At 66.4% G+C, this 15,852-nt stretch carries 13 protein-coding genes; 5 read left to right on the forward strand and 8 right to left on the reverse strand.

The genetic code is table 11. The features are described from left to right. Positions 1 to 48: 48 nt before the first annotated feature. The gene (gene argS, locus QX051_RS02850; RefSeq protein ID WP_315774965.1) at positions 49 to 1,845 is read right to left on the reverse strand and encodes an arginine--tRNA ligase; all 1,797 of its coding nucleotides are present in this window, start codon (positions 1,843 to 1,845) and stop codon (positions 49 to 51) included. Between the two features lie 8 nt (positions 1,846 to 1,853). Beyond that, entirely contained in the window at positions 1,854 to 3,020 is a 1,167-nt protein-coding gene (locus QX051_RS02855; protein WP_315774966.1) for a deoxyguanosinetriphosphate triphosphohydrolase, read from the reverse strand. A 110-nt stretch (positions 3,021 to 3,130) separates the two neighbouring features. On the opposite strand from QX051_RS02855, the gene erpA reads away from it, so the two are divergent. Continuing rightward, positions 3,131 to 3,472, forward strand: coding sequence for an iron-sulfur cluster insertion protein ErpA (erpA, locus tag QX051_RS02860; RefSeq protein WP_315711699.1), 342 nt, complete (start codon positions 3,131 to 3,133; stop codon positions 3,470 to 3,472). Between the two features lie 15 nt (positions 3,473 to 3,487). Here the strand turns inward: erpA and QX051_RS02865 are convergent, their stop codons facing one another. The 3 genes from QX051_RS02865 to QX051_RS02875 all read right to left on the reverse strand — a co-directional run bounded on the left by QX051_RS02865 (position 3,488) and on the right by QX051_RS02875 (position 8,477). Continuing rightward, positions 3,488 to 5,803: an ATP-binding protein gene (locus QX051_RS02865; protein ID WP_315774967.1), complete on the reverse strand. Its 2,316-nt coding sequence runs from the start codon at positions 5,801 to 5,803 to the stop codon at positions 3,488 to 3,490. Between the two features lie 761 nt (positions 5,804 to 6,564). Beyond that, positions 6,565 to 7,305: a metallophosphoesterase family protein gene (locus QX051_RS02870; RefSeq protein ID WP_315774968.1), complete on the reverse strand. Its 741-nt coding sequence runs from the start codon at positions 7,303 to 7,305 to the stop codon at positions 6,565 to 6,567. A 266-nt stretch (positions 7,306 to 7,571) separates the two neighbouring features. Continuing rightward, entirely contained in the window at positions 7,572 to 8,477 is a 906-nt protein-coding gene (locus tag QX051_RS02875; RefSeq protein WP_315774969.1) for a LysR family transcriptional regulator, read from the reverse strand. A 95-nt stretch (positions 8,478 to 8,572) separates the two neighbouring features. Here QX051_RS02875 and styA point away from each other — a divergent pair, with 95 nt between their 5' ends. The 4 genes from styA (at position 8,573) to bla (ending at position 12,706) form a co-directional block, all read left to right on the forward strand. Next, entirely contained in the window at positions 8,573 to 9,820 is a 1,248-nt protein-coding gene (gene styA, locus QX051_RS02880) for a styrene monooxygenase subunit StyA (RefSeq protein ID WP_315774970.1), read from the forward strand. A 16-nt stretch (positions 9,821 to 9,836) separates the two neighbouring features. Then, complete coding sequence (locus QX051_RS02885; RefSeq protein WP_315774971.1) at positions 9,837 to 10,364, forward strand: flavin reductase family protein; 528 nt, start codon at positions 9,837 to 9,839, stop codon at positions 10,362 to 10,364. A gap of 666 nt (positions 10,365 to 11,030) precedes the next feature. Then, positions 11,031 to 11,822 (forward strand): exodeoxyribonuclease III, encoded by a 792-nt coding sequence (xth, locus tag QX051_RS02890; protein WP_315738159.1) that lies wholly within the window; start codon positions 11,031 to 11,033, stop codon positions 11,820 to 11,822. Between the two features lie 20 nt (positions 11,823 to 11,842). Continuing rightward, positions 11,843 to 12,706, forward strand: coding sequence for a class A beta-lactamase (gene bla / locus QX051_RS02895; RefSeq protein WP_409998055.1), 864 nt, complete (start codon positions 11,843 to 11,845; stop codon positions 12,704 to 12,706). Here bla and QX051_RS02900 read toward each other — a convergent pair. Genes QX051_RS02900 through ureC form a run of 3 tightly spaced genes read right to left on the reverse strand, consistent with a single transcriptional unit; the run spans position 12,661 to position 15,850 of the window. Further along, the gene (locus tag QX051_RS02900; protein ID WP_315774973.1) at positions 12,661 to 13,506 is read right to left on the reverse strand and encodes an urease accessory protein UreD; all 846 of its coding nucleotides are present in this window, start codon (positions 13,504 to 13,506) and stop codon (positions 12,661 to 12,663) included. The two genes, bla and QX051_RS02900, sit on opposite strands and share 46 nt — an antisense overlap. Then, on the reverse strand, positions 13,503 to 14,147 hold the full coding sequence (gene ureG / locus QX051_RS02905) for an urease accessory protein UreG (RefSeq protein WP_315738162.1): 645 nt from the start codon (positions 14,145 to 14,147) through the stop codon (positions 13,503 to 13,505). Before ureG ends, QX051_RS02900 begins: the two co-directional genes overlap by 4 nt. Beyond that, the gene (gene ureC, locus QX051_RS02910) at positions 14,144 to 15,850 is read right to left on the reverse strand and encodes an urease subunit alpha (RefSeq protein ID WP_315774974.1); all 1,707 of its coding nucleotides are present in this window, start codon (positions 15,848 to 15,850) and stop codon (positions 14,144 to 14,146) included. Before ureC ends, ureG begins: the two co-directional genes overlap by 4 nt. Positions 15,851 to 15,852 lie beyond the last annotated feature (2 nt).

Below are 15,852 nucleotides of genomic sequence, written 5' to 3' on the forward strand. Positions count from 1 at the left end.
GACCCTGCCAGATTGAGGCCCCCAACTGAAGTCGTGTGTTTCCCCCAATCAGCGCATTGCATCAGGAGCATTAACGCCCAAGATCGCAAGTCCCGACGCCAGAACCGAGACGACGCCCTGAACCATGGCCAAACGTGCCTTGGTCAATTCTGCATCATCATCGATAATGAAGCGTAAATAGGGCAAATCCCGCCCCCGCGTCCAGAGGGCGTGAAATTCGCTTGCAAGTTCATATAGGTAGAAGGCGATCCGGTGCGGCTCATGCGCTACGGCCGCGCTCTCAACCGTACGTGGGTACAGCGCCAGCCGTTTCAAGAGGTCGTGTTCAGCCGGGTCGGATAGTTTTTCGAGATTCGCCTGCGCCAGGAACGCGAGTCGCGCGCCCTCCGCCTCCGGCAATTCGGGCAGGCCTTCCCGGGCATTGCGGAAGATCGAATGCCCTCGCGCGTGGCCGTACTGGACGTAGAACACGGGATTGTCGCGCGACTGCTCGATCACCTTGGCAAGGTCGAAATCGAGCACGGCGTCGTTCTTGCGGTAGAGCATCATGAAACGGACCGCATCGCGCCCCACTTCATCAACAACTTCCCGCAAGGTGACGAAGTCGCCGGAGCGCTTCGACATCTTCACCGGCTCGCCATTGCGCAACAGCTTGACGAGCTGCACGACCTTGACGTCGAGCACTGCCTGCGCAGCCGTGACGGCCTTCACCGCCGCCTGCATGCGCTTGATGTAGCCGCCGTGATCAGCGCCGAATACGTCGATCAGGTCGGCGAAGCCGCGCTCGAACTTGTGCCGGTGGTTGGCAATGTCGGAGGCGAAATAGGTGTAGCTGCCGTCCGACTTGATCAGTGGACGATCGACGTCGTCGCCATAGGCGGTGGCGCGGAACAGGAGCTGCTCGCGATCCTCCCAATCCTCCACCGGCGCGCCCTTTGGCGGCGGCAGACGGCCTTCATACACGTCGCCCCGCTCGCGCAGGAACTCGATCGTGTCGGCAACCTTGTTGGTGCTACCTGCAATCAGCGAGCGCTCCGAAAAGAACACGTCATGACGGATGTTCAACGCGGCGAGATCGTCCTTGATCTCGGCCATCATCATCGCGATCGCCTTGTCGCGTACGATCGGCAGCCACTCGGTCTCAGCGAGCGCCTTGAGCTTGTCGCCGTACTCGCTCGCGAGCGCCTGCCCGACCGGCTTGAGATAGTCGCCGGGATAGAGCCCATCCGGAATCGCGCCGATATCCTCGCCGAGCGCCTCGCGATATCGGAGGAAGGCGGAGCGCGCGAGCACGTCGACCTGCGCGCCGGCGTCGTTGATGTAGTACTCGCGCGTGACGTCGCGCCCGGCGAACTGCAGCAGGCTGCATAGCGCATCGCCGAACACGGCGCCGCGGCAGTGTCCGACATGCATCGGCCCGGTCGGATTGGCCGACACGTACTCGACGTTCACCTTCGGCGCGCCGGGCACCGGCGCGACGCAGCCGTAGGCAGCGCCTTCGCGCAGGATCGTGCCGAGCGCTTGCGCCCAGACCACCGGCTGAAGCGTCAGATTGATAAAGCCGGGACCGGCGACGTCGACCTTGGCGACGAGTTCGTCGGCCCGCAGCCGCTCGGCGATCTGCTCGGCGAGATCGCGCGGCTTGGCCTTCGCCTCCTTGGCGAGCACCATCGCCGCATTGGTGGCCATGTCGCCGTGACTCGGATCGCGCGGCGGCTCGACCACCACGCGCGAAAAATCGATGCCCTCGGGCCAGCCGCCATCCTTGGCGAGCGCGGCGCAGATGGCGTGGACACGCGCGAGCATGTCGGCAAAAAGGTAAGGGGTGGAAGCTTGTTCGACCATGCCGCCGCCTAACGCAAATCCGGAGTCGAGTCAAAAAGCCGGTGGTGCTCCGTTAAGGCGAAACGGTCCGTCATTCCGGCGATAAAGTGGCCGATGCGGCGAGCCCGATCGCCCTCGCCCTCGCAACCGTCCAGCCAGCCTGCGGGCAGCGTCGAACCGTCCTCATGGTAGCGGCCATACAGGTCGGCGACGATGCGCTCTGCGTCGCGCATCACCCGCATCACCCGCTCATGGCGGTACATCCGCTGCCAGAGAAACCCCTTGATGGTCGCCTCATGCTCGGCCACATCGGCCGGAAATGCCACCAGCGGCCCGCTGTGCCGCCTGATGTCGTGAGGCGACATCGGCTGTGCCCGCGCGATCCGGCGCTCGGCCTCGGCCGCCACGGCTGCGATCAGGTAGGAGATCAGCTCGCGCACCAGCTCGGCGCCGCGCCGGATCGGATCGAGCGCCGGATATTGGCGGTCGATCTCGGCGATCATCGCGGCCAGCAGCGGAATCTCCTTGAGGTCGTCGACCGTGAACAGGCCGGCCCGCAGCCCGTCGTCGATGTCGTGGGCATCATAGGCGATGTCGTCCGCCAGCGCCGCGACCTGGGCCTCGAGCGAGGCGTAGCTCCACAGCTCCAGGTCGAACCGGGCGTTGAACTCGGTAATTCCCGGCGGGATCGGCGCCTGCAACGGCCCGTTGTGCTTGACGATGCCCTCGAGCGATTCCCAGGTCAGGTTGAGACCGTCGAAATCCGGGTAGCGCTGCTCGAACGACGTGACGATGCGCAATGTCTGGGCATTGTGGTCGAAGCCGCCATGGTCCGCCATGCAGCGGTTCAGCGCGCGCTCGCCGGCATGGCCGAACGGCGGATGGCCGAGATCATGCGCCAGGGCCAGCGTCTCCGTCAGGTCCTCGTCGAGGCCGAACTGGCGGGCGAGCGCGCGGGCGATCTGGGCGACTTCCAAAGAATGGGTCAGACGGGTGCGGTAGTGGTCGCCTTCGTGGAAGACGAACACCTGGGTCTTGTGCTTGAGCCGTCGGAAGGCGGTCGAATGGATCACCCGGTCGCAATCGCGGCGAAAGGGGCTGCGGGTGCGGGACGGCGGCTCGGCGAACAGGCGGCCCCGGCTGCGATCGGGATCGCAGGAATAGGGAGCGCGGGGGGCAGCCATTCCGACCGACACGGGCGATTGTTCCTTTTGCGGTTTGATTCCTCGACGGAGCCCACTTAACTATGGGGCGTGCCCGGCACCAAATGAATAGGGCATGACGCGCCTCCCGGAGACCCATTGCCATGACTGATGCCTCGACCGGCCCCGTCACCATCAGCGAACGCGCCGCCCGCCGCATCGGAGAGATCCTCGGCAAGGAGAGCGCCGGCGCGATGCTGCGCATCTCGGTCGAAGGCGGTGGCTGCTCCGGCTTCCAGTACAAGTTCGACATCGACCGCGCCAAGGCGGACGACGATCTCGTCATCGAGCGCGATCGCGCGGTGGTGCTGGTCGATCCGGCCTCGGTGCCGTTCCTCGCCGGCTCGGAGGTCGATTTCGTCGACGACCTGATGGGCGCCTCGTTCCGGGTCAATAATCCCAACGCCACCGCCTCCTGCGGCTGCGGCACCAGCTTCTCGGTCTAGCCTCCGTCGTATCGGTCAGACCTCCGCGATGACGGCAGGGCCGTCGGACGGCGCAAGCGTTGGCCCTTCAACGCTCGGTGCGGGCGTTCCGATTGCCTTCAGCATCGCCGACACCATGGCCGGCTTGCGCAACGGCTTGGCCAAAAAGTCGGTCATGCCGGCCTCGCGGCACTGCTTGATGTCGTCCGGGAAGGCATTCGCGGTCAGCGCGATGATCGGCAGCCCGGCGAGCCGCCCGCCCCTCGCCCGGATGGTCCGGGTCGCGGTGATGCCGTCCATCTCCGGCATGCGGACATCCATCAGCACCAGATCGAACTCCTGTTCGTCGGCCGCCTTCACCGCCTGCAAGCCATCCGGAACGATGCATTTCTCGACCGCGAACTCCTGCAGCATCTTCGACACCACCATGCGGTTGGTGGCGTCGTCCTCGGCGATCAGGACGCGCAACGGACGGCCGAGCGCCCCGATCCGCGCCTTGAGGTCGCCGGCGCCGACACGGTCGGCGCGCTGACCCGACACCTGCTTGTCGCTCCACGGCAAGGTCAGGCTGAAGCGGAAGGTCGAGCCTTCGCCCTGTACCGACGACACCGCGATGACCCCGCCCATCTGCTCGATGATGCGCCGGGAGATCGCAAGCCCCAGCCCGGTGCCGCCGAAGCGGCGGTTGATCGAGGCATCGGCCTGGGCGAAATCCGTGAACAGCTTGCCGACCCGATCGGCGGGAATGCCGATGCCGGTGTCGGAGACCCGCCATTCGATCGTCGCCTTGTGGTCGTCGCGCGTGCGGCAGGCCACGGCGATGGTGATGCCGCCGCGCTCGGTGAACTTCACCGCGTTCGATGCAAGATTGATCAGGACCTGGCGAATGCGCGCCACGTCGCCCTTCAGAGCCGGCGGCAGCTTCGGATCGATGTCCGCGTTGACCAGCAGGCTCTTCGATTTCGCATTGACCCCCATGATGGCGGTGACCGCCTCGACCAGGGCTGCCGGCGAAAAATCCACCGTCTCGAATTCGAGCTTGCCGGCATTGAGCTTGGACAGATCGAGGATGTCGTTGAGGATGCGCTGCAGATTGTCGCCGGACTCGCGGATCGTCATGACCGCGTGGCGCTGCTCATCGTCGAGCTTTGTCTCCAGCAGGGTCGAGGCGAGCCCGAGCACGCCGTTCATGGGCGTGCGGATCTCGTGGCTCATCATCGCCAGGAAGTCCGACTTGGCACGGCTCTCGGCCTCCGCCTGCTCGGCCCGCCAGCGCTCGGTGACGTCGCGGCCGAAGCCGCGATAGCCCGCGAACTTGCCCTCATGGTCGCGCGCCGGCCGCGCCGTCAGCGCCCAGCGGCGGCGCTCGCCGCCCGCGACCACGACATGGATCAGGATCTCCGGGATCGACAGCCGCTTTGCCATGCGGTCGGCGAGAGTCGAAAGCGTCGCCGTATCCGTCGGGCAGAGATATTTCAGCGTATCGATCAGCCGCTCGCCCTTGAGCTGATCGAGCGGAAGCTGCGCCACGTCGGCGAAGCGCTGCGGCGCGTCGATCAGACGGCCCTCGGCATCGGTCTGCCACAGCCAGCTCGCGGCGTTCTCCTGGAATTCCTTCAGCAGCAGCGAGATCGTCTCGTTCTGGCGCTCATGCCGGATCTGCGCCTTCAGGTTCTCCAGGAACACGTTGCCGTGCGACACCAGGTGACGCACCATGAACGAGGTGTAGAGCAGCAGGAACACGACGAGCACGAGATAGGTCGCGCCGCCGCACAGAAACAGCGACCCCACCGAGGCGAGCATCAGGGTCCAGGTGTAGGCGAGGCCGGCCCGCGGCACGCTCGACATCGCGAACGCGCCACCGGAGATCATCCCGGTCATCAGCGAGCCCACGATGATCTGCAGATGCGGATCGACCTGCGGCATCACGATCAGCGGCAGCGATCCCCAGATGGTCGCCAAGAAAAACGCCTGGAGCGTCATCCGGGAGATGGCGCGTTCGGACGCCTCCTGCGGCCGCGACTTGCGCGCGCGCCACCAGCCGCGCAGCGCCATGCCGCCGGCCACGGCGATCGCGGCGCCCCACGCGATGAGGAAGAGATTGGAGACGGTGTTCCAGAACACGCCGAGAATGATCGCCGCGTTGGCGAAATTGATGCCGATGGTCACGGGGACGAGGCGCGCGACGGCATCGACCTGCTGCGCCCGGATGCGCCGGCGATCGCGCTCGGTCAGCGCTTCATCGTCGAGACCTTCGATGGCGCCGAAGCCGCCGATCCAAAGGAAGAAGGCACCCAGCGGGCTGCCACCGGCCGTTCGCTTCGAGCGCGTGGGATCCCCAGGCCAATTCATGAGCGCGCAGAACCTTCCTTGTGATCCCTTGCCATGCCTGACCGGCTGCTTCAGCCGCGTTAATTGTCCCGCCCGTAGAATTACGGAAGCTCCGAACGCGCGCGCTGACAGGGCTGGATGCAACTCGTCGTTCTCGCGGCACGATATGCCCGAGTCATGATCGTCGATTTCACCCTCGTTGAGGTCGAGGGCGCAGGGAATGCCGGGTGCTGGCCGCAACCCATGGCCCGCCTGCAGAAAAAAAGCAGGCGGCAGTCACCACAGGTCCAGCCGGTCAACCGGCATTCCCTGCGCGACGGCTCTACGCCTTATACGCACTCTCCCCGGGGACCGGCTTGATTGCCCCCGTGACCGGCGGATCATCGTCCCCACCGGCTTGGCCTCAGCATCGGGAGACCAGGACCATGCGATTTCGGCGTGCGCCAGGACTGTTCGTCCGCACGGCATCATCCGTGCTGCAGTCCACAGCGCCCGTCGCATCCCACCCCGCGTGTCGTGACGATCGCGATACGCCCCTCGTGCCGGGGCGGGACGACCTGAACGAAGCATGATTTCTGATAAAAAGAAACAACGAAATTTTTCGACGCGGGACTGGACAGGGCAAATCAGCTTGAAGCGACTGACGAAAATCCTTTCGGCGCGCAGACGGATTCGACGCCGGCCGCACCGGCTGACGCTCGAAGAATACACAAGGCCGCGCCACCGATTTGCCCGACGGGCACGCGCGAGGGCCAGTGTCGCGCCGCGCTCGGACCGATCCCTCAGATCACCGCGCCGGATGCGTAGGCGCTGGCCCAACGCGGAAACCCGTTCTCCATGGCGCGCGCCGCGGCGCGATCCCAGTCGTAGGTGAGCGCGAACAACTCCGCCTGCCAATGTCCGCGCCGCTCCGTCAGAACGGCATAGCGCGCGTGCGGCGAGCGATATTCGAGCTGGGCAGCGACGGGGATGTCGCCGAATACGGGGCAGCCGACGCTGCCGGGATTGACCACCAGGGGACCGCGCGGCACCTGCACCATCGCCTGCCGATGGCTGTGGCCACACAGCACCAGCGTGGCGCCGCCGAGATTGACGAGACGCGCGGCCAGCACGTCGCGACGCGCCGAGACGTAGCGGCCGTCGTCGAGCATCTCTTCGAGGAGGCAGGTGCTGTCGTCATCCGGCGTGCCGTGGACGGCAAGAATGCCCTGCTCCAACGCGATCCGCGCCGGCAAGGCATGCAACTGGCGTCGCTGCTCAGGCGTGAGCGCCGCACGCGCGAAGCGGCCGGCCGGCGACAGCTTCTCCTCCGGCCATTCCTCGATCCAGCGGTCATGATTGCCGCGCACCGTCGGCAGCGCCAGCGACTGCAGCAGCTCGAAGGTTTCCTGCGGCCATAGCGGGCTGGTGACGCAGTCGCCGAGATTGACGGTGGCATCGACGCTGCGGGTCGCGATGTCGGCGAGCACAGCCTCCAGTGCCGGAAGATTGCCATGCACATCGGAAATCACGGCCAGTCGCATTGTCGTTTCCTCGCGTCGCAATTCGTAGTGATCACTTGAGACAGAGCCATAGCATGATCGTCATTGCGAGCGAAGCGAAGCAACCCAGGGCGACCCAGGAACTATGGATTACTTCGCTTCGCTCGCAATGACGGCGCAAACGTAGGGTGGGCAAAGCGGCGCCGAAGGCGGCGCGTGCCCACCATCGCGATCATGTTGTGGAACGGTGGGCACGGTGCTCGCGACGCTGGCGCGTCGCTGTGCGCCTTTGCCACCCTACGATTCTCTCATTGCGGCGCATTGATCGCGAACACATCGGCGCGCTCGATGATCAGGTCGCGAAACAGACGCGCCCTATGCGACATCCATTGCGGATCGGGATAGACGACGTGCAGCGGCAGCGACGGGACGTCGTAGTCGGGCAGCAAGTGGATCAGCTTGCCCGACGCGATATGCTCCACCGCGCACCAGTCCGGCAGCACGGCAGCGCCGAGCCCTTCCAGCGCGGCCAGGGTCATGATGTCGGCGTCGTCGCACGTGAGCGATGGCGTGATGCCGACGACGTGGCGGCCGGTCTCGGACTCGAAGCTCCATTCGTTCTTTGGCGACAGCCGCGAATAGGTCACGCAGGGGAGCTCGCGCAGATCGTTCGGCAGCCGCGGCTGACGGTGCCGGGCGAGCAGCGTGGGCGCCGCGACCAGCAGCCGCTTCACGGTGCCGACGCGCCGCGCGACCAGCGAGCTCGAGCTGAGCACGCCAATGCGGATGGCGAGCTCGGTGCCGGTCTCGACGAGATCGACGAACTGCTCGGTGAAGCGGATGTCGAGCCGCACCTCGGGATAGCGTCGGCCGTACTCGGCGAAGATGTCGGCGAAGAAGAAGCGGCCGAACGAGGTCGGCACCGTCATCCGCAAGGTGCCCGAGGGCGCGCCGACGCGCTTCGGCGACGGCATGCCCGCGCTCTCGAACAAGGTGACGATGTCCTTGGCGAGCTTGAGGACGCGATCGGCCTCGGTGGTCGGACGCAGCTTGCGCGTGGTGCGGACGAACAGGCGGCAGCCGAACTGCTCCTCCAAGAGCGCGATGCGCTTGGTGATCGCCGGTTGTCCCAAGCCGAGATCGGCCGCGGCCTGGGTGAAGCTGCCGGCCTCCATGACGCGGATGAAGGTCTGCAGCGCGTCGATCCGGTCCATCCATTCCTCCCCGGAATGAGTTTTATTCTCCTCATTCCGTATACGTCAGGAGGCGGCCTGGTCTAGCCTCTCAAAAAATCAAACGGAGGGAGACCATGGAGAAGTCGATTGGCATTGTCGGAGCCGGCATCGGCGGGCTGCATCTCGCGCTCTATCTGCAAAAGCATGGCGTCCGGGTGACGGTCCTGACCGACCGCGAGCCCGAGCAGTATGCTGCAACGCGGCTGATGAACACGGTAGCGCACCACGGCGTCACGGTCGCACGCGAGAACGAGCTCGGCGTGAATCATTGGGACGATCCTGATGTCGTCTATCACCACCACGATCACTTCTTCAATTTTCCGGGCAGCCCCCTGCTCTTCCGCGGCGCGTTCAAGCAGCCGAGCCGGGCCGTCGACTATCGGATCTATTTGCCGGCGCTGATGAAGGATTTCGAGGATCGCGGCGGCGCGATCGAATATGCCAGCATTCAGGACGACGACATTCCGGCGCTGGTGGCGCGCTTCGACCTGCTCGTGGTGTCGACCGGCAAGGGCGCGCTGGGGCGGATGTTCAGCCACCGGCCGGAGCTGTCGCCCTACAACCAGCCGCAGCGCCTGCTCTGCGTCGGCCTCTATGACGGCGTCGACCACGGCAGCCCCGACGGCGACGATCCGCGCGGCGTGACGCTGTCGGTCTCGCCGGGGCATGGCGAGATGATCGTGATCCCGACGCTCACCTTCGGCGGCATGAAGACGGCGCTGCTGATGGAGAACATTCCCGGCGGCGACATGGCCGAGCTGGTGTCGCTCAACTACGACGCCGATCCCTCGGGCTTCCGGCGGACGCTGCTCGACAAGCTGGAGAAGCACCATCCGCACACCTACAACCGGATCGACACGCACCGCTTCGATCTGCAGCCGCTGGACCTCTTGCAGGGCGCCGTGGTGCCGACCGTGCGGCGCTCCTCGGTCAGCTTCGACGACGGCAAGATCGCGATCGCGCTCGGCGACGTGCATTCCGTGGTCGATCCGATGATGGGCCAGGGTGCCAACATGGCCTCCTATGCCGCGTTCGAGCTTGGCAAGGCGATCACCGAGGCGGTGGCGTTCGACGACCGCTTCGTCGAGACGGTCGATCGCGCGCGCGAGAACCGCGTGCTCGCCGCCGCGCGCTGGACCAATCTGATGCTGCAGCCGCCGTCGGAGGCGATGGGCCGGCTGATCTTCACCATGGCGCAGGATCGCGGGCTCTGCGACGAGTTCACCGACAATTTCAACTATCCGGAGCGGCAGTGGGACCGGCTGGCGAGCGAGCGGCGGATTCATGCCTGGATCGATGACAGGACCAGGCTCGCAGCGTGACCGCGCGGAGCAGCCGATGAGCCAGCATCCCGATCCGGCCGGCTTCCGCGCGGCGGCGTCGCGCTTCTCCACTGGCGTCACCGTGGTCACCAGCAGCGGTGACGACGGCGTGCCGGCCGGGATGACCGCCAACAGCTTCACGACGGTCTCGATGCAGCCACCCACGGTTCTGGTCTCGCTGAAGCGCGGCCGGACCTGGCAGGCGGTGAGCGAGTCCGGCCGCTATGCCGTCAACGTGCTCGGCGCTGATGACGTTGCGATCTGCCGGCATTTTGCGGGAGCTCCGCTGGCGCAAGGCGCGCCGTCGATGGACGAGCGCAACGGGTTCTTCCTGCTGCCGCAGGCGATCGCGCAGTTCGGCTGCGAGGTGGTGAACGCAGTCGAGATCGCCGACCACACCCTGTTCATCGGCGAGGTCCGCTGGTGTCAGCACCAGGACGGCCTGCCGCTGGCGTTCTATGCGAGCCGGTTTCGCAATGGGGTGGGCGCGGAGATCTCGCCAAATGATGCGCTGGCGTATCCGGCGGAGGGATGGACGGTCTGATCGAGCAACATGGTGGGCACGGCCCGACGCGCCCTCCGCTCCCCTCGCGCCGCCAGCGTGTTGTGCAATACAGTGCCCTCTCCCCTTGCGGGAGAGGGCAGCTCCGGCCCATCCGCGAACGCGGTTGGGTGAGGGGTATGTCTCTGCGAGCGACGCTCGTGGAAAGATACCCCTCACCCAACCGAGCCCGCCGCGCTGTCCTACTTGCCCTCTCCCGCAAGGGGAGAGGGCTCAATCATTGGCATCGCGCTCATCTTCCGCACTAGCGGGTGCGATGGTTGCTACACGCCAAAAAAATTTGAAGCGGTCCGCCGGGACGACTTAGTGAGCCAAACATCGTCACATTGAAGACTGCGGGTCCGGCACAGTCGTGAGGCTCAACCGCCGATCGGTCCGGGGTCGATGCCCCCCGTTGTGGCGGCTCCAGGATGACCGGAGCGCGGCCACGTGACGATCGAACCTAAATTTTACCGCCCACCCCGCCTCGCCGTCAAATGGATCGGCACCGCAGGCGCCAGCCCTGCGGCCGGTGGTCCACAGGAGTTGCGCGCGTCGTCGGCTAGCGGCGCTCGTTCAGCCTGTGATTCCACGCCATTCGCCTTGACCGGGGTGGTCGCGGCTTGATCTAACCGGGGCCGTTTCTCCTTCCCCCGGGAACCTCAGGCCATGCGCATCGCCACCTGGAACGTCAATTCGGTCCGGCAGCGGATCGATCACCTCCTCACCTGGCTGAAGGAGTGCGCGCCGGACATCGTCTGCCTGCAGGAGATCAAGTGCACCGATGACGCATTCCCGCGGCTGGAGATCGAGGCGCTCGGCTACAACGTGGTGACGCACGGCCAGAAGACCTTCAACGGCGTGGCGCTGTTGTCGAAGCTGCCGTTCGACGAGACGAAGTCAGGGCTCGACGGCGATGCCGAGGATGTGCATGCGCGCTTCCTGGAAGGCGTGGTCAGCCTGAAGCACGGCGTCGTCCGCATCGCCTGCCTCTATCTGCCCAACGGCAATCCGCCGAACACGGAAAAATATCCCTACAAGCTCAAATGGATGTCGCGGCTTCGTGACTATGCGCGTGAACGGCTGAAGACCGAGGAGCCGCTGATCCTCGCCGGCGACTTCAACGTCATCCCCACGGCGGCCGACGTCTCCAATCCGGAAGCCTGGGTCGAGGACGCGCTGTTCCGCCCGCAGACGCGCGAGAGCTTCCAGGCGCTGCTCGGCCTCGGGCTCACCGACGCGCTGCGCGCGGTGACCGATGCGCCCGGGCAATACACGTTCTGGGACTATCAGGCCGGCGCCTGGCAGAAGAACATGGGGATCCGAATCGATCATCTGCTGCTGTCGCCGCAGGCCAGCGACAGGCTGGTCGAGGTCGGCATCGACAGTTATGTCCGCGCCTGGGAGAAGCCGTCCGACCACGTGCCGGTGTGGGCCGATTTCGATCTCGAGACGGCGTAGACTCGAGGACGGTTCCCGTGATGCGTTACTCACGGCGGCAATTGTTTCCGCTCGCGCTCGTGCCCCTGCTGATGAAGCCCGCGCTCGCAGCCGACCTCCAAGAGACAATTGCGGGCATCGAGGCCGACAGCGGCGGGCGGCTCGGCGTCGCGCTGCTGGACACCGCGAGCGGCGCCCTCAACGGTCATCGGCTCGACGAGCGGTTCCCGATGTGCAGCACCTTCAAGGCGGTGTTGGCGGCCGCGATCCTGACCAAGGTCGATGCCGGCGCCGAGCAGCTCTCGCGGCGGCTTCCGATCACGCAAGCCGACATCCTGTCCTATGCGCCGGTGACCAAGGCCTATGTGGGGACGTCGGGCCTCTCGGTCGGTGAATTGTGCGAGGCCACCGTGACGCTCAGCGACAACACCGCGGCGAACCTGCTGCTGGCGTCGCTCGGCGGTCCGACCGGACTGACCCGCGCCATCCGCGGCTTCGGCGACGCCATCACCCGGCTCGACCGCATCGAGCCCGAGCTCAATGAAAGCGTGCCGGGCGATCCCAGGGACACCACGACGCCGGCGGCGATGGCGCAGACCTTGGCGAAGCTGACGACCGGCAACGCGTTGTCGGCCGCGTCGCGCGATGTCCTGAACGGCTGGCTGATCGGCTGCAAGACGGGCGCCGCCAAGCTGCGCGCCGGCCTGCCCGGCGAATGGCGCATCGGCGACAAGACCGGCGCGGGTGAGCGCGGCAGCAGCAACGACGTTGCGGTGATCTGGCCGACGGGACGCGCTCCGGTGATCGTGACGAGCTATCTCACGGAGACCAAGGCCAGCGACGACAAGCGCAACGCGGTTCACGCGGCGGTCGGCCGAGCCGTCGCCAGCACGCTCGGGGCCTGAGCCGCCGCCTCGCGATAGATCGCGGCGATCGCGTCGAATCCGGTGCGCAGCTGGCGCATCTCGCGGCCGGCGAGGCGCACGCCGAGACCGGCGCTATCCGGCAGCAGGCTCGCCGCAGCGTAGAGGGCGCCGATGCAGGACAGCGCGTCGGCGAGACGCTGGCGGAGCGCGGTGAGATCGTGCGTCGGGGGCAGCATCAGCACGGCCGAGCCGAACGCGCGACGGCCCTTGAAGACGGCGACATCAGGATCGCGCAGCTGCATGCGGTCGATCAGGAGCGGCTCCTCGCCCGTCCGGCGCACGACGAGCGTGGAGTCGAGCTCGCGGAACAAGCGCCCCTGCCCGTCCGGGTCATGCATCGTGAAGGCGTCGGTCACGAGCGCCGATGCATCGGCGGCGCAGTCCAGGTCGAGCACTTGGCACAAGGCCGCCTCGGGAAACAGGATGCGCGGCTCGGGTCGGTAGTCGAGCGACGCGCCGGCCGCGACGCGCAGCAGCACCTGCTCCACCGCCCGCGCGCCCGGCTCGGCGCGATGCACTGACGTTGCGCCCTGCGTCGTCAAGCAGGCCGCCGCACCCGGGCCAAGCGTGAAGCGTTGCGTCAGCCGGTCCTCGCCATGCACCGCGCCACTGCCGGTCTGCAGGATCACGCTGAGGAGATCAGGCCGCTCGGCATCGGTATGGAAGCTGCGCGTCAACACGAACGGCCAGGCGAACAACCGGCGATCGATCACCGTACGGCCGCCGCGGCGAACGAAGGAGAGATCGAGCCGCGGCGGCTCTGGGGCTGAAGCGCTCACGTGCGGAACAGCACCTCGCGCTCGAGCAGGTCGACGATCGCCTCGATGCCCTCGCCGCGCCGGCAGTTGGTCAGCAGCACCGGCCGGCCGCCGCGGACTTCCGTTGCCTCGCGCTGCATGCGGGCGAGATCGACGCCGACATGCGGGGCGAGATCGACCTTGTTGATGACGAGCAGATCGGCGCGGATCACGCCGGGACCGCGCTTGCGCGGGATGTCGTCGCCGCCGGCGACGTCGATCACGAACATCCAGAAATCGGTGAGGTCGCGCGAGAACGTCGAAGCGAGGTTGTCGCCGCCGCTCTCCAGCAGGATCAGCTCGACGCCGGGAAAGCGCCGCTCCAATTCGTCGGCGGCCTCGATGTTGAGCGTCGGGTCCTCGCGGATCACGGTGTGCGGACAGGCGCCGGCCTCGACCGCCGAGACTCGTTCGGGATCGATCAGGCCGGAGCGGCGGACGCGCTCGGCATCCTCGGCGGTGACGAGATCGTTGGTGATGACCGCGATGTCGATGCCGCGCGCCTGCAGCGCCGGGATCAGGCGCTCGACCAGCGCCGTCTTGCCGGAGCCGACGGGGCCGCCGATGCCGACGCGCGCCGCGGTCATGGGCTGATCGACGCGGGTGAGAGCGAGCCGGCTCATCGCAGCATGAACCTCCTTGCGAGCGGCACCGTGGTGGCCGGCGGGCACATCAGCAGCTTGCCGTCGGCGCGCACCTCGAACGTCTGCGGATCGACCTCGACATGCGGCATCGCCGCGTTTCTGATCATGTCGGTCTTGCGCAAACGGCGGACGTTCTTGATCTGCACGGTCTCACGTCCAAGCCCGAGCTTGCGGCGAATGTCGGCCTCGACCGCGAGCTTTGACATGAAGTTGACGCCGAGCCGCTGGGGCGCCGCGCCGAGCGCGCCCCACATCCGCTTCTGGATCATCGGCTCCGACAGCCCGAGGCTGCCATTGCCATCGCCCATCGCCGCCCACACCGGAAAGCCGTTCTTGATCACCATATAGGGCTTGAGGCCGAACGAGGCGCGCGGCCACAGCACGAGATCCGCCATCTTGCCGACCTCGATCGAGCCGACGACGTGATCGATGCCAACGGCGATCGCCGGGTTGATCGTGAGCTTGGCGATGTAGCGCTTGATGCGCTCATTGTCGGCGCGATCAGTCGCCTCCTCCGGCAGCCGGCCGATGCGGTCCTTCATGACGCTGGCGAGCTGCCAGCATTTGGCGACGTTCTCGGCGAGCCGGCCCATCCCCTGCGTGTCCGTGCCGAAGATCGAGATCGCGCCCATGTCGTGGAGGAAATCCTCCGCCGCCATCGACTGCGCCCGCACCCGCGCCTCGCCGAACATGACGTCCTCGGGCGCATTGTAGTTGAGCTGATGACAGATCATCGTCATCGGCACGCCCTCCTCCATGCCATAGGAGGTGTAGGGATTGGTCGGGTTGGTCGAGGACGGGATGACGTTCGGCCACGACACGACCTTGAGCAGGTCGGGCGCATGGCCGCCACCGGCGCCCTCGACGTGGTACATGTGGATGGTGCGGCCATCGACCGCGGCCATCGTGTCCTCGCAGAAGCCGTATTCATTGATCGAGTCGGTATGCAGATGGACGGCGAAATCGTTGCGGTCGGCGGCGATCAGGCTCTTGTCGATCACGTCGGGCGCGGCGCCGAAATCCTCGTGGATCTTGACGGACATGCCGCCGGCCGCGACCGCCTCCTCGACCGCTTCGGGGTTCGAGCCGCCGCGGCCGAACAGCGCGTAGTTCAGCGGCGAGAACTCGATCGATTTGAGGAAATGGCCGAAGTTCGGCCCCGAGCCGCTGCCGACGTCGAAGACAGGCCCCGAGCCGTTGCCAACCAGGGTCGTGGTGCCGCCGGCCAGGGCATGATCGGATTGTTCTGGCGAGATCAGATGCGCGTGGGATTCGATCGCGCCCGCCGTGACGATGAACGGGCCGCCGGCGATCGGCGCGGTGGTGTGTCCCACCACCATGTCCGGATGCACGTCCGGCATCACGTCGGGATTGCCGGCCTTGCCGATGCCGACGATGCGACCGTCGCGAATGCCGATGTCGGCCTTCACGATCCCGGCGACAGCATCGATGATGGTGGCGTTCTTGATGACGACGTCGAGCACCGTGTGCTGACAGGTGCGATGGCCGGCGATGGCTTCGCCGTCGCGCAAATTCTTGCCGGCGCCGACCAAAAGCTCATGACCGTAGGTGGTGTAGTCGTGCTCGATCTCGGCGAGCAGGCTGGTGTCGGCGAGCCTGACGAGATCGCCCTTGGTCGGGCCGTAGAGCTCGGCATAGGCGCGGCGGGTCAGTGTGGCCATGA

Source organism: Bradyrhizobium sp. SZCCHNR1053, from assembly GCF_032381235.1.
Classification (GTDB): domain Bacteria; phylum Pseudomonadota; class Alphaproteobacteria; order Rhizobiales; family Xanthobacteraceae; genus Bradyrhizobium.